The 20,123-nt window shown below is 68.1% G+C and carries 25 protein-coding genes and 2 pseudogenes; 15 read left to right on the top strand and 12 right to left on the bottom strand.

Annotated elements, in window-relative coordinates; genetic code table 11:
* The first annotated feature begins 45 nt into the window (after positions 1-45).
* Positions 46-483 (top strand): ATP-binding protein, encoded by a 438-nt coding sequence (locus AB0I35_RS14040; protein ID WP_357396254.1) that lies wholly within the window; start codon positions 46-48, stop codon positions 481-483.
* Here the strand turns inward: AB0I35_RS14040 and AB0I35_RS14035 are convergent.
* The 5 genes from AB0I35_RS14035 to AB0I35_RS14015 all read right to left on the bottom strand — a co-directional run bounded on the left by AB0I35_RS14035 (position 449) and on the right by AB0I35_RS14015 (position 3,275).
* On the bottom strand, positions 449-1,456 hold the full coding sequence (locus AB0I35_RS14035) for an iron-containing redox enzyme family protein (protein ID WP_357396253.1): 1,008 nt from the start codon (positions 1,454-1,456) through the stop codon (positions 449-451). The two genes, AB0I35_RS14040 and AB0I35_RS14035, sit on opposite strands and share 35 nt — an antisense overlap.
* Positions 1,456-1,695 carry a CDGSH iron-sulfur domain-containing protein gene (locus AB0I35_RS14030; RefSeq protein ID WP_357396252.1) on the bottom strand — a complete coding sequence of 80 codons (240 nt, stop codon included), beginning with the start codon at positions 1,693-1,695 and terminating at the stop codon, positions 1,456-1,458. The genes AB0I35_RS14035 and AB0I35_RS14030 overlap by 1 nt, the downstream gene beginning before the upstream one ends.
* The gene (locus tag AB0I35_RS14025) at positions 1,652-2,326 is read right to left on the bottom strand and encodes a HemK2/MTQ2 family protein methyltransferase (RefSeq protein ID WP_357396251.1); all 675 of its coding nucleotides are present in this window, start codon (positions 2,324-2,326) and stop codon (positions 1,652-1,654) included. The genes AB0I35_RS14030 and AB0I35_RS14025 overlap by 44 nt, the downstream gene beginning before the upstream one ends.
* Positions 2,323-2,583: a hypothetical protein gene (locus AB0I35_RS14020; protein ID WP_357396250.1), complete on the bottom strand. Its 261-nt coding sequence runs from the start codon at positions 2,581-2,583 to the stop codon at positions 2,323-2,325. Before AB0I35_RS14020 ends, AB0I35_RS14025 begins: the two co-directional genes overlap by 4 nt.
* A 113-nt stretch (positions 2,584-2,696) precedes the next feature.
* Entirely contained in the window at positions 2,697-3,275 is a 579-nt protein-coding gene (locus tag AB0I35_RS14015) for a dihydrofolate reductase family protein (RefSeq protein WP_357396249.1), read from the bottom strand.
* Positions 3,276-3,416: 141 nt separating this feature from the next.
* Here AB0I35_RS14015 and AB0I35_RS14010 point away from each other — a divergent pair, with 141 nt between their 5' ends.
* Positions 3,417-4,148, top strand: coding sequence for a hypothetical protein (locus AB0I35_RS14010; RefSeq protein ID WP_357396248.1), 732 nt, complete (start codon positions 3,417-3,419; stop codon positions 4,146-4,148).
* 82 nt (positions 4,149-4,230) lie between these two features.
* Here AB0I35_RS14010 and AB0I35_RS14005 read toward each other — a convergent pair whose 3' ends face one another.
* The gene (locus tag AB0I35_RS14005) at positions 4,231-4,395 is read right to left on the bottom strand and encodes a hypothetical protein (protein ID WP_357396247.1); all 165 of its coding nucleotides are present in this window, start codon (positions 4,393-4,395) and stop codon (positions 4,231-4,233) included.
* A 147-nt stretch (positions 4,396-4,542) separates the two neighbouring features.
* Here AB0I35_RS14005 and AB0I35_RS14000 point away from each other — a divergent pair, with 147 nt between their 5' ends.
* Positions 4,543-5,334 carry an aldo/keto reductase gene (locus AB0I35_RS14000; protein ID WP_357396246.1) on the top strand — a complete coding sequence of 264 codons (792 nt, stop codon included), beginning with the start codon at positions 4,543-4,545 and terminating at the stop codon, positions 5,332-5,334.
* An 83-nt stretch (positions 5,335-5,417) separates the two neighbouring features.
* Positions 5,418-6,032: a transglutaminase family protein gene (locus AB0I35_RS13995; protein WP_357396245.1), complete on the top strand. Its 615-nt coding sequence runs from the start codon at positions 5,418-5,420 to the stop codon at positions 6,030-6,032.
* 144 nt (positions 6,033-6,176) lie between these two features.
* Here AB0I35_RS13995 and AB0I35_RS13990 read toward each other — a convergent pair whose 3' ends face one another.
* The gene (locus AB0I35_RS13990; protein ID WP_357396244.1) at positions 6,177-6,842 is read right to left on the bottom strand and encodes a hypothetical protein; all 666 of its coding nucleotides are present in this window, start codon (positions 6,840-6,842) and stop codon (positions 6,177-6,179) included.
* Between the two features lie 174 nt (positions 6,843-7,016).
* Between AB0I35_RS13990 and AB0I35_RS13985 the strand changes: the two genes are divergently transcribed.
* A complete protein-coding gene (locus AB0I35_RS13985; protein ID WP_357396243.1) occupies positions 7,017-7,580 on the top strand; it encodes a hemerythrin domain-containing protein in 564 nt (187 codons plus the stop codon).
* Positions 7,581-7,593: 13 nt separating this feature from the next.
* Here AB0I35_RS13985 and AB0I35_RS13980 read toward each other — a convergent pair whose 3' ends face one another.
* The 3 genes from AB0I35_RS13980 to AB0I35_RS13970 form a co-directional block, all read right to left on the bottom strand.
* Positions 7,594-8,463 (bottom strand): alpha/beta hydrolase, encoded by an 870-nt coding sequence (locus AB0I35_RS13980; RefSeq protein ID WP_357396242.1) that lies wholly within the window; start codon positions 8,461-8,463, stop codon positions 7,594-7,596.
* A gap of 155 nt (positions 8,464-8,618) precedes the next feature.
* Positions 8,619-9,203 (bottom strand): hemerythrin domain-containing protein, encoded by a 585-nt coding sequence (locus tag AB0I35_RS13975; RefSeq protein WP_357396241.1) that lies wholly within the window; start codon positions 9,201-9,203, stop codon positions 8,619-8,621.
* 15 nt (positions 9,204-9,218) lie between these two features.
* Complete coding sequence (locus tag AB0I35_RS13970) at positions 9,219-10,109, bottom strand: manganese catalase family protein (RefSeq protein WP_357396240.1); 891 nt, start codon at positions 10,107-10,109, stop codon at positions 9,219-9,221.
* A 516-nt stretch (positions 10,110-10,625) separates the two neighbouring features.
* On the opposite strand from AB0I35_RS13970, the gene AB0I35_RS13965 reads away from it, so the two are divergent.
* Together AB0I35_RS13965 and AB0I35_RS13960 are read left to right on the top strand one after the other, a co-directional pair.
* Positions 10,626-11,588: a hypothetical protein gene (locus AB0I35_RS13965; RefSeq protein ID WP_357396239.1), complete on the top strand. Its 963-nt coding sequence runs from the start codon at positions 10,626-10,628 to the stop codon at positions 11,586-11,588.
* An 11-nt stretch (positions 11,589-11,599) separates the two neighbouring features.
* On the top strand, positions 11,600-11,785 hold the full coding sequence (locus AB0I35_RS13960; protein WP_357396237.1) for a hypothetical protein: 186 nt from the start codon (positions 11,600-11,602) through the stop codon (positions 11,783-11,785).
* Between the two features lie 23 nt (positions 11,786-11,808).
* Here AB0I35_RS13960 and AB0I35_RS13955 read toward each other — a convergent pair whose 3' ends face one another.
* Positions 11,809-12,861 (bottom strand): N-acetylmuramoyl-L-alanine amidase, encoded by a 1,053-nt coding sequence (locus AB0I35_RS13955; protein ID WP_357396528.1) that lies wholly within the window; start codon positions 12,859-12,861, stop codon positions 11,809-11,811.
* Positions 12,862-12,864: 3 nt separating this feature from the next.
* Positions 12,865-13,533: pseudogene (locus tag AB0I35_RS13950) on the bottom strand (DUF1906 domain-containing protein); the annotation flags it as partial.
* Positions 13,534-13,766: 233 nt separating this feature from the next.
* Here AB0I35_RS13950 and AB0I35_RS13945 point away from each other — a divergent pair.
* From AB0I35_RS13945 to AB0I35_RS13910, 8 genes and pseudogenes are all read left to right on the top strand, one after another.
* Entirely contained in the window at positions 13,767-14,522 is a 756-nt protein-coding gene (locus tag AB0I35_RS13945; protein WP_357396236.1) for a prolipoprotein diacylglyceryl transferase family protein, read from the top strand.
* The gene (locus AB0I35_RS13940) at positions 14,519-14,899 is read left to right on the top strand and encodes a hypothetical protein (RefSeq protein WP_357396234.1); all 381 of its coding nucleotides are present in this window, start codon (positions 14,519-14,521) and stop codon (positions 14,897-14,899) included. The genes AB0I35_RS13945 and AB0I35_RS13940 overlap by 4 nt, the downstream gene beginning before the upstream one ends.
* Before the next feature lie 5 nt (positions 14,900-14,904).
* Positions 14,905-16,446: a radical SAM protein gene (locus tag AB0I35_RS13935; protein WP_357396527.1), complete on the top strand. Its 1,542-nt coding sequence runs from the start codon at positions 14,905-14,907 to the stop codon at positions 16,444-16,446.
* On the top strand, positions 16,443-16,718 hold the full coding sequence (locus tag AB0I35_RS13930; protein ID WP_357396233.1) for a hypothetical protein: 276 nt from the start codon (positions 16,443-16,445) through the stop codon (positions 16,716-16,718). The genes AB0I35_RS13935 and AB0I35_RS13930 overlap by 4 nt, the downstream gene beginning before the upstream one ends.
* Before the next feature lie 70 nt (positions 16,719-16,788).
* Entirely contained in the window at positions 16,789-18,231 is a 1,443-nt protein-coding gene (locus tag AB0I35_RS13925; RefSeq protein ID WP_357396231.1) for a S8 family serine peptidase, read from the top strand.
* 8 nt (positions 18,232-18,239) lie between these two features.
* Positions 18,240-18,884, top strand: coding sequence for a 1,4-alpha-glucan branching protein (locus AB0I35_RS13920; RefSeq protein ID WP_357396230.1), 645 nt, complete (start codon positions 18,240-18,242; stop codon positions 18,882-18,884).
* 30 nt (positions 18,885-18,914) lie between these two features.
* Positions 18,915-19,256, top strand: a pseudogene (locus AB0I35_RS13915) (GNAT family N-acetyltransferase); the annotation flags it as partial.
* A gap of 233 nt (positions 19,257-19,489) precedes the next feature.
* Positions 19,490-20,119, top strand: a complete 630-nt coding sequence (locus AB0I35_RS13910; protein WP_357396229.1) for a sterol carrier protein domain-containing protein — start codon at positions 19,490-19,492, stop codon at positions 20,117-20,119.
* Positions 20,120-20,123: the final 4 nt, after the last annotated feature.

Below are 20,123 nucleotides of genomic sequence, written 5' to 3'. Positions count from 1 at the left end.
ATCGACCCACCCGGAACCACCCGACATCGGTGAGGAGGCTACGTCGTGGCTTCGAGCGAGCGGACCGTCGCGGATTCGACCCACGCGACCTCGACCCACCTGCGGATCGACGCCGACCTCGGACAACTGGTCATGGTGCGGGCGGTCGCCGAGACCGCGGCCCACCTGGCCGGGTTCACGCCCGACGAAATCGCCGATATCCGGGTCGCGGTCGACGAGGCGGCGACCAGCCTGATCCTCGCCGCCGTGCCCGACACCCGCCTGCACTGCGATGTCACCGCCGACGGTTTCCGCCTGCGGATCGCTGTGCAGGCACTGTGCGTGGAGCCCGACCCGGTCGACGAGACCGCCTTCGGCTGGAACGTGCTGCACAGCATCACCGATCATTTGGCCACCGGTTCGGACCGTGATCGCGGTGAGCTCGACGGGTTCCCGGTGACGATCACCTTCACCCGGGTGCGGCGGGTGCCGGCAGTTCGCTGAGCAGTGAACTACGCCCGGCGCGCCAGCAGTCGAGCACCTGATCGGCGAACCGGTCCTCGAGCAGGTCGGTGGCCTGGATCCCGAAAACGATGTTCGCGGCCGAGTCGGGTTCGGTGCGCAGCAATTCGGCGATGACGTCGCGCCGCATCACCTGTTCGTGCACGGCGTCGGCTTCGACGTGCTCGGTGTAGAAGCCGATACACGCGGGGTGGGGGAGCAGGGTGCGGGCCAGCTCCGCCAGGCGAGCCGACGCCGGTGAGGAAGTGATCTCGTTGGCCGCGAAATGGCCGACCGACGCGGCGCGCAGACCACGGTGCAGACCGAACAGCGACATCATGTTCACCAACACCAGCATGGGAGCGGGCACCTCGTCGAGATAGTGCAGATAGCCGGGTTCCAGACCGGCGCCCGCGAGCAGATCCGCGTAGAGGCGCGCGTGCACACGGTCGCCGTGGCCGCTACCGTATTCGTCGAATTCGACGGCGACCAGCGCGGCTTTCGCCTGCCCACGCAGGCGGGGGATCACCCAGGCGTAGGGGTCGGCCTCGATGTGGTGGTAGATCGAGCGGTGCACGAAGTACTCACGCAACTGCCCGGGAGTGCCCTGCTCGGCGAGATAGGCCGCGATCCCGCCGGGCGCCGACGGCTCGAGCAACCGGTCGAGCTCGGCATCGACATCGTCACCGCCGGGCACATCGGCCCGCATGGCGGCGAGAAAGCGCTGTTCGAGCCCTCGGCGCAGGCCCAACAGTCGCGGATCCCACTCCCAGTCCTCGTCTACTCCGGCGAAGCCCTGATAGTGCAGTTCGTAGCAAGTGTGCAACGCCAGGGCGGCGTCCTCACCGTAGGGATCGCTGCCGGGGTCGGTGGGAACAGCCGAACCCGGTGCGTGCGTGAGGGTTTCGACCAGGGCGGCCGACAGTTCGCCCCGGGGGGCGGGCAGGGCGCGCCCGAGGGTGACAGTGCTGGTCATCAGGTGCTGCTTTCGTTGGTACGCCGGCGGCGGCGCCGGTGGCTGGTATCGCACAGCGGGTAGGTGGCCGAGCGCTTGCACAGGCACAGCGCGACCTGGAAACGGTCACAGTGCAGCACCGTTCCCTCACGGGTCACCAGGTCGACCGGGCCTTCGATCAGGGCCGGGCCGTCGGTGAGGACGACCCGCCTGCGATCAGGCGGGTTCCCCGACGGCGGGGCAGCAGTTTCGTTCGACACGGATCACCACCAATTCCTCGTCACGCTGGTCCTTCGTGATCAGCCCACGCGCCGCCAACCGCCGCGCCCGCGACCGCAACACCGGCCCGAAGGGCACCTTGTCCACCGCTACCACCTGCGCCTCGGCACCGCCCGCCCGCAACTGGTCCAGGCTGCGGTCGGGGTCGCTGATCGCCGAGTGCACGATCAGGCCGACTCCGTTGTCGGTGAGCAGATCGGGCAGGGTCGCACACAGCCGGTCGAGCACGCTGCGTCCGGTGGGGCCCGCGTCCCAGGCGAGCGCCCGGCCGCGTCCCACCTCGCGTTCGGCGGGCACGTACGGCGGGTTCGCCAGCACCACGTCGAAACGCGGCAATCGCGCCGCCGTCGAGAAGTCGCCGTGCAGCAACTGTACGGCCACCCCACGCAAACGGCAGTTCAGCCAGGTCGAGGCCAGCGCCCGTCGCGACAGATCGACGGCCGTGACGCTCGCGGCCCCCGCTTTCGCCGCGGCCAGCGTGACGACGCCGGTGCCCGCGCAGAGTTCGAGAACACGACCGTTGCGCAGGTGGGGAACCGCACGCAGCGCATCGGCGAGCATCCATGTATCGGCCTGGGGTCGGTACACACCCGGCGCCCGCAGAATCATCATTTCTGCGCCTTCACTCGCCGGTGCTCGGCCACGACCAGCGCAGTCCCCGCGAGCAGGCACGCCACGCACGCCACGCCGCCGATGATCGCCCATCCGCCGAAGCCGTACCCGGCGGCGGTGAGGGTGATGCCGAGCAACGCCAACCCGACCCCGATCAAGATCAGGCCGGGCCAGTTCCTCGTGTCCTCGATAGATTCGCCCGCGTGCGGCCTGATCGTGCGTGATTCATCCGGGAAATCGCGGTCTAGCTGGTTCATCGAGCGCATCCTTTCGCAGGGACAACACAGTCCTGAGGGCGGAATGCCCCGTCGGCAGGGAACCAATCAGCAACCGGTGAGTGCCTGCTCACACCCTGTCGAACTCGAACCGCTCAGGAGTGCGGCGTCGGCGCGTAGACGAGTTCCTGGGTGTTGCCGTCGAGGGTGCGGCTCTCGAGCAGTTCGAGGTCGAAGTCGGCGGCGTTCTGGAAGATGGGTGCCTGCCCGGTCTTGCCGGTGATGACCGGGAACACCGTCACCTGCACCCGGTCGACCAAGCCCGCTGCCATCAGCGTCCGGTTCAGCGAGAGGCTGCCGTGCGAGCGCAGTGGGATGTCGGATTCGGCTTTGAGCCGGGCGACGATATCGACCGCGTCGCCCGCGACGACGGTCGCGTCGTGCCAGTCGAGAGGTTCGCGCAGCGTGCTCGACACCACGGTCAGCGGCATGTTCATCATCCGGACGACCCACGGGTCGAAGATCTCCGGGTTCTCCGTGGCCCCGGCCACCAGCTCGGTGAACTCGCGATAGGTGTTGGCGCCGAAGATCATCCGTTGCTCGTCGCGGTAGAGGTCGAGGCGGTGATCGAGCAGTTCGGGGCCCTGCTTGCCCCAGTATCCGCCCCAGTCGCCGCTGGTGGAGGCGAAGCCGTCCAGGGTGGAGAAGACGTCGTAGGTATAGGTGGCGCTCACGGTGGGCTCCTCGGGTCGCGTCGGCTTTATCAGTGCAGACGGCAGCCGGACACCGAACTCATCGCGCGAAACCCCTTCCCTTGCTGACTATTGTAAACTAAAGTCTGCTGTGATCGCAGAAACAGCGGAAGGTGTCAGATCATGTCGGCAGTCAAGCAGCAGGTCCTCGAACTCGGTGGGGCGTTCATGATGTCGCGCGAGGCGCGCCAGTTCGGGACCGACGTCGGGGTGCCCGGATTCCACGGCCCCTATACACGTGGCCGCGGCGGGGTACTCGGGGAGGTCGACGCCGATGTCGTGGTCGGCGCGTTCGGCTTCTTCGAACCCGAATGTATCCGTGCCGCATGGAAATCCGTCCCCCTGCCCGCCGCCGAAGCGGCCACCGGCTATCTCGCCGCCTGCCACGAATTCGGCCGACGCAAACTCGCCGGCTTCGACCGATCCGAACGCCTCGCCGAACTGCTCGGCAAAGTAGCCGACGCGGCCGAACCCACCGCCGTTCCCCTGTTCGCGGGCTGGCGGGCCATGCCCCTGCCCGACGACAGCCGCGCGGCGGTCCTGCAGCTCACCCACGTCCTGCGTGAACTGCGGGGTGGCCTGCACCTGGTCGCCGTCCTCGCCCAGGGACTCACCCCGCTGCAGGCCGTCCTCATCGCCGGTTCCCCGATCGCCGACGGTCCCACCCACGCGCAGCGGCTCGGCTGGACCGAACCGTTCGAACCGATCACCGACGACATGCGGCAGCGCTGGGCGGCGGCCGAGAAACTCACCGACGAACTGGTTTCCCCGTTCTTCGCAGTCCTCACCGAGGCCGAGAGCGCCGAACTGGCCACCCTGATGGGCGAGGCGCACCGAGTCGCGTTGTCGCGCTAGCTGTTTCGAAGGCCGTGTGGGGCGCCGGATCTGGCGCCCCACACGGCCTTTGCCGTGTCTCGCGGCTGCCCGGCAAACGGGTTCACCGGGGCAGTCGTAGTCCGGCGACGATGAGCTCGACGACGCGCCGCGCGTCGTAGCGTCGGTCGCTTTCCGCGCCGATACACACATTGCCGATGCCGCGCAGCAACAGATAGGGGTCGATGTCGGTGCGGATCGCACCGGCCGCGGTGGCGGTCTCGCGCACCGGGGCGTCGACGCCGGAGGCGACGAAGGTCGCGGCGGCCGCGTCGAGGAGGGTTCTTTCGTTCCGCTCGGCATCGGCGCGCTTGCGCGGAGTCTTCGCCGTTCCGGTGTCCCTGCCTGCTACGTGGCGTTCCCTCCATCGGATCGCTTGAAAACCGGAACACTGTTCAACCTGATCGACACCGCCGACGCCTACAGCGACGGCCGATCCGAGGAAATGGTCGGTAAGGCCATCGCCGGTCGCCGCGACGACCTGGTCGTCGCGACCAAGGCCTACCTGCCGATGGGCGAGGACCCCAACCGTCGGGGAAGTTCACGCCGCTGGCTGGTGACCGCGCTGGAAGACAGCCTGCGCCGCCTCGACGTCGATCACGTGGACCTCTACCAGATCCACCGCTGGGATCCGAACACCAGTGACGAGGAGACGCTCTCGGCGCTCACCGACCTGCAGCGGGCCGGGAAGATCCGCTATTTCGGCTCCTCGACCTTCCCCGCCTACCGCATCGTGCAGGCGCAATGGTCGGCCCGCGAGCATCACCTGAGCCGCTACGTCACCGAGCAACCCTGTTATTCGATCCTGCAACGCGGCATCGAATCCCATGTGCTTCCGGTGACCGAGGAATACGGCCTCGGTGTGCTCGCCAATCGGGCCAAACTCGAGGCTGTCGAGCGGCTGGCGAAGGTCGCCGACCAGGCCGGGTTGACGATGATTCAACTGGCGCTCGGTTTCGTCACCGCCCACCGGGCGGTGACCAGCGCGATCATCGGCCCGCGAACCATGGAGCATCTGCGTTCGCAGCTCGCTGCCGCCGATACCGTCCTGTCGGCCGATGTCCTCGACGAGATCGACGAAATCGTTTTTCCAGGAGTCGATCTCGCGGCCGAGGAGAAGTACGACACGCCGCCGTCGATCCTCGACGCCACCCTGCGGCGTCGATGACTACCACGCTCGGCCTCGACCGCCATCCCCGCCGCCGCGCAATGGAGGTGCCGACAGACAACGGCGGGCAGTAGATTTCCGCTGTGACACAACGATCCTGGGTGCCTGAGGCGCAGAACCCGCAGGCCTACCTCGACGGCGACTCCATCATCCAACTCGACGATGACGCGGTGACCGCCATCGCTCGTGACCTGCGACGAAATGCCCCCGACGACGTCGACTTCGCCCGCGCGGCCTTCGACTGGGTCCGCGACGAAGTCGACCACTCCTACGACGTCCAGGATCCGCGGGTGACCCTGACCGCCGGGGAGGTGGCCCGCGAACGAGTCGGCCTCTGCTACGCGAAAGCCCACCTCCTCACCGCCATCCTGCGCAGCGCGGGCGTCCCCACCGGGCTGTGCTATCAAAAGCTCGCGGACGACGACGGCCACGTCCTCCACGGCCTGGTCGCCGTCTACCTCGAGGGTGGTTGGCACCGTCAGGACCCGCGGGGCAACAAGGAGGGCATCACCGCCGAGTTCTCCCTCACCGAGGAACGACTGGCCTGGCCCGTCGACCCCACGCTCGGCGAGATCGACTACCCGCAGGTGTTCGTCAGTCCCGCGGCATCCGTGGTGAAGACCCTGGGCGACGCGAAGCAGGAGTCGATCCTCACCGTCGCCCTGCCGACCTCCTTGGAAGACCAGCCCTTCCGCTGATCCCGGTGGCGGCTCGCACTGCGCGCATCAATGCGTTCAGTGCAAGAAGGCCGCCACCGAGCAGCCGCTTCGGCGATCGCGGTTCGGCGGTTCCGACCACCGACCTCGGCCTGCGCGGCGAAGGCGGCCACTGCCCGCGGCACGTCACTGTCGGGTCCGAATCGGCGCGGGCCCGCCGAGTGCCCGACTGTCGGCACCCGCCCTGCCTACCAAGACCACCTCGGCTCCGGTCAGTGCCGCGATCATGATCGCCTCGCCGACGTTCCCCAGCGGGGGACATGCCGTGGCCGCGCCGGAAGCCACGACCAGCAAGACGATGCCGATCAGGGGGAAACGCAACCGTTCGTTGCGCCACAACGACACCGTTGCGGCGAACAGCACGGCGGAGACCACGAGCGCGGGGATCGGTATCGCCGGATGTTGCGAGCCGTAGCGCAGGGTGTCGGCGAATGCCCGTGGCACGAGCCGCACATGCGCCAACTCACCGAACACACCCCACGCCACCAGTACTCCGGTGAGCACAAGCGCGGCACGTCGCCACAAGACCCCGGCATCCACGCGGTCGACGGCCCACCACACCAGCAGCGGCGTGAGCAGCGCGTGACCGATGAACCGGCCGACACTCAGCCCGTGCAGCACCGCTCCTTCACCGAGCAGCGCACCGAGTCCGAAAACGGCCGAATCATAAGCGATTCCGACACCGACCACGCCCAGCACGAGCACGCGCATCCGTCGCGCAGCACGCATCCACAGCAATCCGACACACAACAATTCGATACCCGCGACCACGAGCAAGGCGAAGGACACCACAGCACAGCTCTCCAGAAATCGCGCACGTCCGCGCCGGACGGCCGCTGCCACGCTATCCGACACCGAACGCAGGCAACCTGGCTATTGTTGGCGGCAGCGGCGGTGCTTGACCGCCTTCGCGTTCGATAGCCCAGTGACCTGCGATGACTGCCTGATTCGAGCCAGGAGGAATGCGTGGATATCACCGAATTGATCCTCGACGACCATCGCGAGCAACGGCGGTTGTTCGCGATTCTCGAGCAGATAGACCCGAAGGACGTCGACGTTCTCACGGCGATCTGGGAACGGCTCGCGGCCTTTCTCGAACTCCATGCCCAGGCAGAGGAGGAGATCTTCTACCCGGAACTGCTGCGGGTCGGAATTTCCGCACGCCGCACCCGCCGGGTGGAGGACGAAACGCTCGACGCGATCGGTGACCACAACGACATCCGCGATGCGGTGGGGGAGGTGGCGCGGCACAAGGTCGGATCGCCCGAGTGGTTCGCCGCCGTGGCGGCCGCGAACACCGCGAACGGCGATCATATGGCCGAGGAGGAACGCGAGGGACTCACCGATTTCCGCCGCCTCGCCGGCCTCGGCGAACGTCACCGGCTCGCCGTCGAATTCGCCGCGTACGAGGCGCGCCATTACGCGGGCGTGCGCCCCGTCGACAAGGATCCCGAAGGTTATGTGGAGGCGGTGGAGGAACAGTCGGCGACCTGGTCGAAGGGGTCGTTGGGTATCGGCCCGATGCGGTGAGTGAGGTCGTCGCTCAGCCGAGCGGGTCGATGACTTCCCGGAGAATGCTGGCGAAAGCCTCCGGCTGACCCGGGTAACCGGACTCGGGACCGGTGAAACCACCGTGATGGCTGGGGAAGACAACCGGCTGCACACCGAGTCGCTCGGCCAGCGCCGTCGAGGTGCGTTCGGTGACCGTGCCACGAGATTCCTCGCCGTAGCCGATGACGATGCGGGTCGGTGCCGCGGTGAGCGCGGCGATATCCGGCCGGTAGGCCAGGACCGGGCGGGAGCGCTCCGACAGCAACGGGTGGTCGCGGGCACCGTCGTCCTCGACCGGCAGGCCGAACATCGCGGGATCGGCTGCGGGTGCGGCGAAGTAGTCGTCGGTGAACTCGCCCTGCCAGGAGGTCATCGCGATGAAGGTCGCCATGCCCGCACCGAACCCTCCGGCCGCGTACGCGGCGCGGTACCCGTCGGCCGCGCGTTCGGCGGCCGCGGCATCGGGAAGAACGGTCAGCAGCGGCGGTTCGTGCGCGACCAGGGTGGTCACGTCCTCGGGGTGGGCGGTCACCAGTGCCAACGCGACGATGGCACCACCGCTGCTGGCGAAGAGCTCGACCGGGCCCGCGCCGAGGGCCTCGATGACAGCGTGTACGTCCTCGGCGTGCACGGCGGGGACATTGTCGACCTCACCGTCGGAACGGACGCTGCGCCCGAGCCCACGCGGGTCGTAGGTGACAACCGTGCGATCGGGGAAGTATGCGGCCAGCGCGGCGAACCCGCCGGCATCCATCGGAAGACCGGTCATCAGCAGCGGCGGCCGCCCATCAGCAGTGGGGAGCGGACCGTGCACGTCGTAGGTGAGCGTGGCGCCAGGGGTATCGAGCTTGTGTGTGGTCATGTCCGTATTGACGTGCCGTAAGACGAGAACTCATCGGCCCGACCGGAATCTTCGAAGCGGTCCTCGAAAGTTGTAGTGCCCCCGACGCCATCGGGGGACCGACGGATGGGCGAGACGGCGCCGGGGGTGTACTGGTTATCGGATGTCGGCCGACGTCACGGCCGGGGTGGCCGAGGCGGTTGATCGTCCTTGCGGCCGGTGACCGCATCCCGCACCTTGTCCAGCACCGCCGCCGCCAAGCCCGCGGTCTTCTGGACCACGGAGCCCGACGGTGTGTTGGGGTGTGGCCGTGTCGGCGCGGCCCGCTCGGCCTGCTCCATCTTCTTTCCCAGCGAATCCCTGACCTGCGCGGATTCGGCATTCTCGAACAGGGGCCACACCTGGCTCTGCTCGAACTCGATATGCTCGCGGATCGCGCTCATCACCTCGGTCAGTGCCTGCTCGAATGCGGGCTCGCCGGGTTCGGAATTCTCGATCTGCTGCAGCAGGTGCTTGGCCGCGTCCTCCTGCCCGATCGCACGGTCGGCGAGTTCGTCCCCGTCGGGCACGACCCGTCGGACTTCTGGCCAGAAGAATTGCTCTTCCACCGCTTCGTGCCGCGAGGAGGCGATGACCAGACTGGTGGCCAGACGGCCACGCGCTTCGAGTTCGACCGCGCTGTTGCCGCGGCCGCGCTCGAGCGATTCGATCATTCCGAGCACGCTTTCGTGATCCGCGCGCAGAAACGACAACACGTCCATGAGCAGCTCCTCGGATCAGGCCGGACTGTGCTGTTCATGGGTGAACGGTTTGCTCCCCGCGACGGCGGGGCTGCCGTCGGGATTGGCGGTGGCCCCGCGGTTCTCACGCTTGTCGGTGCCGAGCCAGTCGTGAACCGGATCCTGCACGTACTGCCACTCCACGCCCTCCGGCCACGGACCCCTGCCCTCGTTCCACGGTCCGCGCGCACTGGCGTCGCCGTTGGACATGTTGAACGCCAGGTTCTGGAACCGGTCGTCGCCGGGCTGGGCGCCGGGAGGGAAATTGACCGGCAGGTCGTTGAGCGCCGCGGTGAACTGCTGGAAGTGGGCTACCTCCCGGGTCATCAGGAACGAGAGGGTGTCCTGAACGCCGGGATCGTCGGTGAACTGCTTGAGATACTCGTACACGATCTTGGCGCGCGATTCGGCTGCCAGATTGCTCCGCAGGTCTACCGAGGGCTCGCCGTTGGAGTTGACGTAGGCGCCGCTCCACGGCACGCCGGCGGAGTTGCCGACATCGGGTCCGCCGCCGCGCAGCGCGAGGAACAGCGGATCGGTGGCGACCTGGTGAATGGCCTGCTCGCGACCGTCGCTCGACGCGATGACCGGCATCCAGTCGCAGTGCTCGTTGGCCTGTTTCAGGTCGTCGTTGAGACCGTCGAGCAGCATCGTGATCATGGAGCCGACGATCTCGAGGTGGCTGAACTCCTCGGTCGCGATGTCCATGAACAGGTCGTACATCTTCGGGTGCTTTCGCCGCAGCACGAAAGCCTGACTGAAGTACTGCATGGCGGCTTTGAGTTCACCGTTGGCGCCGCCGAACTGTTCCTGTAGGAGAGTCGCGAAGCGCGGGTCAGGGCGTTCGACCCGCACTCCGAACTGCAGATCCTTGTTGTGGACGAACATCGCACTCCTCACACGTGGGATGGGGTTCGGTCTCTGCCGCCTACCCCCGCCGCACTGTCGGAAACTCGCGTGCGCCCGACCGCGCCTCCGGATTGAGGGTGCACAGTTTTCACGCAGTAACGTCGCTTTTTCGTTTCGTCGCGTGCGACCAAACGTAACGGAAACCGAAAAGCTCGACTGAGGCGAATCTCGATCCCTGACCGCCGATAATGTTCACTTATCGGCGGTCAGCACCGCAGGCGGGAAGACCGAGTATTCCAGGGGCGACACAGAATTCGTTTCGTGCATTACGTAACTGGACAACGAAACAAACGCTACGATTCAGTCGTGTCGAGCGTCTGCAACTACCCAGGATGTGCCCGCCCCATCACCCGCAACGGTGGTCCCGGCCGACCGTCGGAATACTGCGACCACCCCGACCACACCCGATGGCGTGCGTGGCGGGAAAGGCAACGACAGCAACAAGAGTCGGCGGGTGGGGGAGAAACCGTCACTGTGACGGCTGCGCAAGGTCCAGTGACTGTCGCGCGGCTGCGAGCCGACGAGCTGCTCGGGCAATTCCGCGGATTGGCCGAGCAACTGGGAACCACGCTGAACGCCGCGGTCGCGGAACTGGCGACCATCGGTGACCCGTCGGTCGCCGAGGCGCAGGTGCAGGCAGTGCAGGCGGATGCCGCGCAACGGATCGCCGAGGCGGACGTGAAAGTGGTTGCCGCCGAACAGGCGCGGCGCGAGGCGGAGGAAGCGCGAGCGTACGCGGAATCGGCCGCCGAGGACGCGGCGAGTGTCGCCGAGCAAGCCGAGCAGCTGATCGCCGCCGCGCAGACCGCTCGTGACGAAGCGCTGGCCGAGCTGGAGCGTCTCACCAAGCAGGCCGCCGATGACATCTTCGCCGCCCGCAGCGCCGCCGAAGCACAGGTGCGTCAGGCCGAACGCGACGCCGCCGAAACAATCGAACGCATCCGCGAAGAAGCCGCCGGGGAGGTGGCGCGCGCCGAGCAACGCGCCGACACGGAGATCACCCAGGTACGCCGCGACGCCGAAGCCCGGATCAACGCCGCCCATGCCGAACGCGACCTCGCCGTGCAGCGCGCCGCCGATGCCGACCGGGCGACCCAGCGGGCCGAACTCGCCGCCGCCGAACGGGTCGAAGCCGCCAACGAGGCCCGCGAGGAGTGGCGTCGGGCCCGCGCGGAATGGGAGACGACCCGCACCGAACTCGATCGCACCCGAAGCGAATTGGCGGAGTTGCGACGCACCACCGCCGCCGAAGCAGAGGCCCGCCGCGTCGAATCGGAAGCGGCACTCGAGCGGGTCAGAGCCGAAACCGCCGAACGCCTCGCCGCCCTCGACGACGCCCGCGCACAGACCCTGGCCCGCGCCGAACGCGCTGAACGTCAACTCGACGAACTGCTCGCCGCCACCCGGTCCACGGATACGGCCGGGGTATCGGCAGCGGCGATCAGCACACTCGACTAGCGTCAGCGCACATGACCGAGCAGCCCGAACCCTTGGAGACGACCCGCGAGTTCGCGGCCGTCGACCTCGCCGACATGTTGAACGACGACGACACCTACACCGGACCGTCGTCCCGCACCAGAATCATCGCGATCGTGGTGGTCGCGGCCCTACTGCTCGGCGCCGCGGCCACCACCCTCGCCCTACTTCTGGCCTGACCCCGCCGACACTTCGGCCCGCGCTACGCGGGCCGGTCCAGCGGCGTGTCCGGATCCCCCGAGTGCCGCAGCGCGATGATCTGCTGCGGTGCCCAATAGATGCGCCCGAACTCGAACTCCTGATACCGGCCGTCGTCGTGGGCGACCTCGTCGGACGCCGGCCAGCCGAGCTCGCCGTTCTCGAAACCCGATGCCCGCCAACGTTCACCGATCGCGCCGTGCACCCGGTAGGCGGGCTGTCCGGCGCGCCGGTAGATCGCGCCACCCTGAAATGCCTGCGCCACAGCGGGTCCGGTGCCGCGCGGGTCGGGCAGCTGCGCGTGTTCGGCGATCGGGTAGCCGAGCGGCCCAGCTTCCCAGCCCGATTCGGCGTACTTGGCCATGATCGCCGTCGGGATGGCATGGGCGCCGGTGGACGGGTGCCAGTACACGTAGCCGTGTTCGAACTCGGCGAAGCGGCCGAGCCCGTCCGGTGTGGCGATCTCGCCGTCGGTGCGCCGGGCACCCAGCCAGGGCGAGGCGGCCGCTCGATCGTCGATGGCGTTGGGGCGCGCACCCGCGAAACCCGCCACGTGCGAGGCGAAGACGTCCCAGGGAAAGTTGGGCCCCACATCGGTGTGCGAGCCGACACCGAGTGCCCTTGTCACGTAGTTGTGGTCGCTGATCCCCTCGGCCACGTGGTACGGGGGTGCGATCACCTGGGTGGAGTACCCGTGCCGGTGGGCGCTGCGAACGGCAAGGTAGGCCGCGATCCGCAGGTCGCCGTCGATGGCCAGCCACTGCTCGCGTGACCAGGCGACGCGGCTCCCCGCGAAACACAGGTTCACCGTGAACGGATTGGCCGACAACACCGACCACGCGGCCAGCTCCTCGGGCACCACCCGCGCCACCACGCCGTCGCGCAGCGTGTAGTGGTAAGACACCCCGTTGGACGGGTTGTTGAGGTAGGCGGCAAGGGATTCGGCGGTGCCGTTGCCTTCCTGGGTGTGCAGCAGGAAGTTGGTGATGCGGGCGCCGTCGCGCGGTGAGTGCGACGGGCCGAGGCGGTCGAGCTCGGTGAACTGCGGAATCGTCACGGAACGGTCCTTACTCCACTGGCCGAAATCGGGGGCGAGAATGTCGTTCACGTCGACCCGGGTGCCGTCGATGAGCGGCCCGGGATTGCTGGGGGTGTCGATCACCCGCTGGTACAGCACCGCGCGTGGTTCGCGTTCGGTTCCCGACCACGCCCGCGTCTGCCAGGCCCAGCTGAATTCACCGCGGGTGCCGACCACCCCGTCCTCGATTGCCCACGCGCACACCCGCGAGTGCCCGTAGATCCCGGTCCACGCCACGCCGAGCACCGCGTTGACCCCGCGGAAGAATTCGACGGCGGTGTTGTTCCACTGCGCCAGCGAGATGTCCTCGTCGACGGCGAAGAAGATCGGCGCCTCGCGTGGTGCGCCGAGACTCAGATGGGTGGCAAGGGCCTGTTCGGCCATGCGCCTGCCACCGTCGAACCCGGTGGTCCAGTCCGAGGGGGTCGGGTCACCCGGTTTGCCGTACTGCCAGATCGACACGATGTCGAGTCCCGCCGCCGCGAGAGCCCGGGCGTAGTCGGCGGTGATCGGTTTGGCCCCGAAATTCGCACCGGGTCTGCTCGGCGACACGTAGGCGAGCACAGCCGAATGACCTGCTTCGGCGATCGCCGCCGGGTTGATGAGCCGCGCCGCGAAATCGACAGCGGTAGACATGATGACCCCCTGCATGACTGCGTATCCGATGGAATTCCGGGAAATGGTGGAACTACCGAGATGATTCACGCTTGTACCGACAACCGGCACGGGGTGACCGAGGAACTCACCCTGGAATGATTCTAATCGAAACACTCACTGCGGCATCCTCATTCACCGATGCCGAGGGAGTACCCAGATCCGGGTCCGATCAGACGCGCGTAGTTTCACTCATCCGCGCCGCGCTACCGGACGGCTAACCTTTCGCCATGGTGCCAGAGCTGTACTGGGGGATCCCGACGCACGGGTTCTTCGTCGCGCTCGGCGTCGCTGTCGCGGCCGCGGTTTTCGTCGCCGAATGCCGACGCCGTGACGCGCTGCGCGAGGAGTCGCTGGTCGCGGTGACCGGTGCGCTCGTCGGTGGGGCGATCGGCATGCGGTTGTCGAGCCTGGCCGAAACCCTCGATCCACTCGAGAGCTGGCTCTTCGGTGCGCGCAGTGTGCTCGGTGGCCTGCTCGGCGCCTATGTGGGTGTGCTCGTCGCCAAAAGGATCATCGGTTACCGCGAACGCACCGGAGACCTGTTCGCCCCCGCTGTCGCGCTCGGGATGGCTGTCGGGCGCGTGGGCTGCCTGCTCACCGAGGCACCCGGGCGCCCGACCCGATTGCCGTGGGGCATCCACGCTCCGGGCACCGTGCCCCAATGTCCCGGCTGTGCGGCCGGCGTGGCGATGCATCCGAGCTTCGTCTACGAAATCCTGTTCCAGCTCACGGCGTTCGTGACGCTGTGGTGGCTACGTGACCGCATCACCACGCCAGGTGAGCTGTTCACGCTCTATGTCGGCGCGTATGCCGTCTTCCGGTTCCTCGTCGAGTTCACCCGCGCCAACGACACGGTGTGGCTGGATCTGACTCGCCCGCAATGGTTTCTGCTCCCTGGTCTCGTCCTGGTCGCGGTGCGTCTGAGCATCGGCTGGCGGCGCGGGTACTACGAGGGCGTTCTCCGACGAAAGGTCGCGGTATGAACTATCCGCCCGCACCACCACCGCCACCGCCCGGGGCGAATCCGCCGGGGCAGGGTGGCCAGGTCGCTGCGATGGCGGCCGCCGGTGCGCTGTCGTTCATCGGTGTCAACGCCATGGCGGGCTTCGTCGTGCTGATGCTGGCCGCCTCGACCGCCGACGCCACCGCCGCACGTGTGCTGTTCGGGCTCGCCGCCCTGGTGAGTGCCGGGGCGGCGTTCGGCGGCGGGTGGGCCCTGATCCGGTTGCGTAAGCCCGTGTGGAAGGGCTTCGGGCTCGGCCTGATGATCGGCTGGGCGTTGACGACAGTGTGTACCGCCGGGTTCTGCACCGCGGTCAATCCCTACCTGTACACCGACACGTTCGGAATGGCGCGGTGACCGGGATGCCGCTGCGCGGCGACCGCATCCTGCGCTACGTCACCGCGTTCTGCCCGCACTGCCACGACGACCGTCCGCTACCGGGGGTCGCACGGTTGTCGGGGTGGTTGGCCGAGCGTGACGGCCAGGTGTGGCTCGAACGCGGCTGTCCTCGTCACGGCATGGTGCGCACCCTCTACGACGAGGATCCCGAGATCCTGGCCTATCTCGAGGAGTGGACCGCGCCGACCAAGGCCCACCGCCCTGATGTGCCGGGCAATTTCGACCCGGTGCCCGCGGCGTATCTGCGCGGTCTGCCCGAGATGCAGACCCAGCACACCTGCATCCTGCTCGAGGACATCATCGACAGCTGCAACCTGCGCTGCCCGACCTGTTTCGCCGATTCGTCGCCGGAACTGCGCGGAGTCGTCGCGGTCGAGGACGTGCTCGCCAACGTGGACCAGCGGTTGGCCAGGGAGGACGGGCGCCTGGACGTTCTGATGCTCAGCGGCGGCGAACCCACCCTGCATCCCGAGCTGCCCCGGTTGTTCGCCGAGCTGACCGCCCGGCCGATCACCCGGATCCTGCTCAATACCAACGGCGTTCGCCTGGCCGTGGACGACGAGCTGCTCGCCCTGGTCGGTGCGCATCGCGACCGGGTCGAGGTGTACCTGCAGTACGACGGCGAGTCGGCTCAGGCCTCACGCCATCATCGCGGTGGCGATCTCCGGATGCGTAAACAGCAAGCACTGCAACGTCTTTCGGAAGCGGGTGTGTTCACCACCCTGGTGATGACCGTGGCGCTCGACGTGAACGACGACGAGATCGGGGCGGTGCTGCGCACGGCGATGGACACCCCGTTCGTCGGTGGCGTGTCGATTCAGCCCCAGTTCGGTTCCGGTCGTTCCGGCGTCATCGACCCGATGCGCCGCCTCACCCATACCGGCGTGCTGCGCAGGCTCGGTCCACAAACCGGTGGTCAGGTCACCTGGCGCGACCTCACCGCACTGCCGTGCTCGCACCCGCACTGCTGCTCGGTCGGCTACCTGCTGCGCGACGACGCCGGGCAGTGGCGCTCACTGGTGTCACTGATCGGCCACGACCGGTTGAGAGCGCAACTGGGACTGGTGTCGAACCGCATCGCCGATACGGATCTGCCCGCCGAGCTGCGGGTAGCGGTGCGCGAGTCGCTGCTAGGGCTGTTGTCGGAGCAGTCCTCGCTGTCGCATCCGGAGATCGGAAAGGTATGGGAGAACATCTGTCAGCACTGTGACCTGGGGATGTCGACGTTGTTGACGCTGGCCTCCTCGGCGTTGCCGGGCAGGCGCGCGCGGCTGCGGAAGCTGTTGGGGGAGCGGATAATAAGGGTGACGGTGAAACCGTTCATGGACATCTCGACGATGATCGAGGAACGGCTCACCCAGTGCTGCGTGCACGTCGGCACCCGTTCCGACGCCGACCAGTGCGCCCCGTTCTGCGCGGTGCAGGCCTGGCCGGCACTGTCCCGCCAGCGGTTGCCGGTGGCGGCCCCGGCCGGGCGGAACCTGCTGCCGATGGAGCTGCGGTGAGCTCACAGCGTGGCGTCTACTACGAGGAAGCGGTACGCGCGCGTCCACCGCACGACCCGCTGACCCTGTGTGTGGTGGCGACCGCCGCACTACTCACCTGGTTGTTCGGTCCGTGGGCGGTCGCCGCGTTCGGGGCGCTGGCGTTCGCCGGTTACTGGCGGGCGTGGCGGGCCGGACTGCGGCGCAGCCGGTGCTGGTTGCGCGATACCCGCCTGGTGCTGCTGTATGTGGGTGCGATCGCGGTGGCCGGAGCGGTGGCCGTGGTCACGTGATCGGCGTGTCGCGAAAGCTGATGCGGCACAACGGTGGCGGTGTGCGCGCACGCCCTGTTCACTGGTAGCCATGGCCTCCACTCGATCCAGCAGGCAGCGGAACTCGGGGACGCCCGCGCCCGCCACGTCGCCTGCGGAACTGATCGTCGTCACCGCTCCGACCGGGCCCGATCTGACACCGGCCGCCCTGCGTGAGACCAGTGCGGTGCGCGGTCGGGTCGACAGTCTGCTGCCCGGCGACGCGCACCTGGTGCCGATCTTCGGACCGGGCAACAGGCTCGCGGGCAAACTCGCCGACACACCGCAGGCCGCGCAGGCCGGTTCCTACCTCGGCTATCACCGGGTCGTCGGTGCGGTCGGCGACTCGACCGAGGTGGCCGACCGATTGCGCGCCGAAGACACCGTCACCGCTGCGTACGTCAAACCCGCCGCCGAACCGCCGCTCGCCCCCGGCGCGACCGTCGCCCGCGCCGCGGAGGCACCGTCGGTGACTCCGGACTTCCGCAGCAGGCAGCCGTACCTCGATGCGGCGCCGAACGGGATCGACGCGACCTGGGCGCATACCCGCCCCGGTGGTCTCGGCACCGGTGTGCGGGTCATCGACATCGAGGGCGCGTGGCGATTCACCCACGAGGATCTGCGCCACAACCAGGGTGGGATCATCGGCGGAACGGCGTCGACGGACCGGGGCTGGCGCGACCACGGCACGGCCGTGGCCGGGGAGATCAGCGGCGATCTGAATCCGTTCGGCATCACCGGTATCGCACCCGAGGCGCACATCCGGGCGATCTCGATCTTCGGGATCGGTTCGGCGACGGCCATCCGTTCCGCCGCCGACGCCCTCGACCCCGGTGACGTGCTGCTCATCGAACTGCACCGGCCCGGACCCCGATTCGACTACCGGGCAACCCCCGATCAGCGCGGCTACATCGCCGTCGAGTGGTGGCCCGACGATTTCGCCGCCGTTCGCTACGCGGTCGGGCGCGGCGTGATCGTCGTGGAAGCGGCGGGCAACGGTGCGGAAGACCTGGACGCACCGATATACGACACCCGGCCGGTCGACTTCCCCGCCGATTGGCGAAACCCGTTCCGTACAAACGATTCCGGCGCGATCATCGTCGGTGCCGGCGCACCACCGCCGGGACTCCACGGCCGTGACCACGGCCCGGCGCGCTCCCGCCTGGACTTTTCCAACTACGGCGCCCGCCTCGACGTGCAGGGCTGGGGGCGCGAGGTCACCACCACCGGTTACGGGGACCTGCAGGGCGGTGACGACGAAGACCTCTGGTACACCGACGAATTCAGCGGCACCTCGAGCGCGTCACCGATCGTCGTCGGCGCGATCGCCGCCTATCAGGGCATCCGGTCCACCGGTCCCGGCCGCGCCACCCCCGAATCGGTTCGGACCTTGCTGCGCACGACCGGCTCACCCCAGGCCGCAGCCCCCGGCCGCCCGGTCACCCAGCGCATCGGTTCGCTGCCGGACCTGCGCGCGATGACGGCTCGGATGTAGCCTGCGATATGGCGATCGTTCACCAGACCACCCTGACCCCGAGCAAGCTCGAGCTGCTGGAAGCATGGTTGCCGACACGGCGGTGGTATCGCGGCACCACCCCGCGCCTGAGCAAGGCGGGCGGTTTCCGGCTCGACGATCCCGACGGCGTGGTCGGCATCGAATTCCTGCTCCTGATCGACGACTCGGCCACCGGCCCCCAGCTCTACCATGTCCCGCTGACATACCGAGGTGCGCCACTGCACGGCGCCGACGAAGCCTTGGTCGGCACCATGGAACACGGTGTCCTCGGCCGACGATGGGCCTACGACGCCACCCGCGATCCGGTGGCGGTGAACGCCGTCGTCGACCTCCTCGCCGGCCGGGCGACCGCTCAGGCCCAGAACTACAGCGACACCGTCGACTCCGCGGTGCAGGTGCGTCGAGTCGACGTGCCGGACAACTCGGTACAGCCGATCGACACCGACACCCACACCGACCTCCCGGTGTCATCGGAGCTGATGTTACGCATCCACCGCCTCCCGGTGGACCCACTGCCCGATGCGGTGGGCGCGGTCACCGCACCGTATGTGCTCGCGGGAGTGCGTCGCTCGGTGGTGGAGGTAGTCAGCGTGCGGACGCGCGCGACGGCGCCGGACGAAAATCAGGTGTGATCGGCGGCCCGGCGTGGGAGGGTGCGGTGCATGACTTCGGTGCAGACGATTCGGGTACGGGAAGCTACTCGCGCGGACGCGGAAGCGATCGTGCTGTTGCAGGAGACCGGGTTCGGGATGCGGTACGAGGAGGCCGAGCTCGAGCACAAGCTGCGGATTTTTCCGGTGGAAAGGTCGTTGGTGGCGGTCGACGGGGATCGGATCGTCGGGCACACCGTCGACATCACCATGAACGTCACGGTGCCGGGGGAGCGCAGCGTGCGGGCTTGCGGCGTGTCGGGCGTGGCGGTGGCGCCGACGCACCGGCGACGCGGCATCCTGCGCGCCCTGTATTCGGCGCAACACGAACGCACCGAGGCGGACGGACTGCCGCTGACGATTTTCACAGCAAGTGAAGGCTCGATCTACGGCCGGTTCGGATACGAGACGGCGATCTTCGACAACACGGTGGTCGTGGATCGGCGCAAGGCGGAATTCCGCGCCGGCACACCGGATCCCGGCGGCGTCGTGCTCAGCACCCTCGCCGAGGCGGCCGATCACATCCGTGCCGTCTACGACCGATGGCAAGCCCGCACGCCCGGTGCCCAGCGGCGTCCCGACGCGAAATGGGACCTGTCTTCACCGATCCGCAACGCCATCGCGGGAACGCCACCTCCCTGTTCGTGCTGCTCCACGCCGACGGTTACGCCCTGTATCGCCGCCGCGACGACGACGGCAGATCGACCGCCGTCGTCGCCGAATGGCGCGCCGTCACTACGGAAGCCCACATCGCCCTGTGGCGGGTCCTGCTCGGCATGGATCTCGTCGACACCGTCGAAGCCGGCGTCGCCGACGACGACCCGCTGCCCTACCTCCTGACGAACCCGCGCGCCGTCCAGTTGACCCACCGTGGCGATTCCCTGTGGGCCCGCCTCATGGACATCCCCGCGGCCCTCACCGCCCGCACCTACCGCCACGACCTCGACACGGTCATCGCGGTCCACGACCCTTTCCGCGATGCGGGCGGCACCTTCGCACTCCACATCCGCGACGGCCACGCCGAATGCACCCCGACCACCCGCCGCCCCGCCCTGACGTGTGACATCAACGTTCTCGCGGGCCTCTACTTCGGCGCCCACCGAGCCACCGCCTACGCCACCGCCCACCGCCTCCACTCCGAAAACCCCGCCACTCTCGCCGCTTTCACCGAAGCCTTCACGACACCGCGCGCGCCCGAACTGGGCTGGTTCTTCTGAGCCT

This window comes from Nocardia sp. NPDC050378, assembly GCF_040655675.1.
In the GTDB taxonomy this organism is placed as follows: domain Bacteria; phylum Actinomycetota; class Actinomycetes; order Mycobacteriales; family Mycobacteriaceae; genus Nocardia; species Nocardia coubleae.
Note: the sequence above shows the minus strand (reverse complement) of the source record. Positions and strands in the feature narration are given on the sequence as shown.